The sequence below is a fragment of the Bacteroides sp. An269 genome (genome assembly GCF_002159755.1).
In the GTDB taxonomy this organism is placed as follows: domain Bacteria; phylum Bacteroidota; class Bacteroidia; order Bacteroidales; family Bacteroidaceae; genus Phocaeicola; species Phocaeicola intestinalis.
On sequence record NZ_NFJG01000243.1, the window covers coordinates 1 to 795 of the forward strand.

Below are 795 nucleotides of genomic sequence, written 5' to 3' on the forward strand. Positions count from 1 at the left end.
TGATAGTATCCAATCCATCCACGTATGTATTCTTTCAGCTTCTGCTTCCTCTTAGCGTATCCCCATCCGTTGTTACGATTCGTCAGTTCTTTGAGTCTTGATTTCATCTTGGATTTGGACTTCGGATGTACTGTGAGGCGGCATTTGCCTTTCATTACATAAAAGGAGTAACCGAGATACTTAACTCCTTGGACATACGACACTACAGTCTTTTCCTTGTTGACTTTGAGATATAAAGTTCCCTCTATATATCGGGTTATGGACTCCTTGACTCTTCTTGCCGCCCTTTTGGACTTACAGAATATCATCGAGTCATCGGCATAGCGGACAAAAGGAAGTCCTCTACGTTCGAGTTCCTTGTCCAACTCATTAAGCATAATATTACTCAACAAAGGACTTAGTGGTCCTCCTTGAGGAGTTCCTTCCTCGCTCGCTTCGAACAGACCTTTATTCATTACACCGCTTCGGAGATATTTGTGTATTAGACTGACAACTCTGCCGTCTTTAATAGTACGGCTGAGGATTTCTATGAGTTTGCTATGATTAACGGTATCAAAGAAGCGCTCGAGGTCAAGGTCTACTACATATATGTAGCCTGCATTGATTATTTCTTGCGCCCCTCGCAGTGCGTCATGACAACCTCTTCTTGGACGGAAGCCGTAGCTGCTCCTCGAGAATTGGCACTCATAGATAGGGGTCAGAACCTGGTTAATGGCTTGTTGCACCATACGGTCTACCACGGTGGGGATTCCTAAAAGGCGCATCTTGCCATTGTCCTTCGGGATTTCTACCCTT

The 795-nt window shown here is 44.7% G+C and carries 1 protein-coding gene; it reads right to left on the reverse strand.

Annotated features, from left to right (window positions below; translation table 11 throughout):
• Positions 1-795: group II intron reverse transcriptase/maturase (gene ltrA / locus B5F71_RS19550; protein WP_087213670.1), on the reverse strand; the 795-nt coding region annotated here is incomplete at both ends.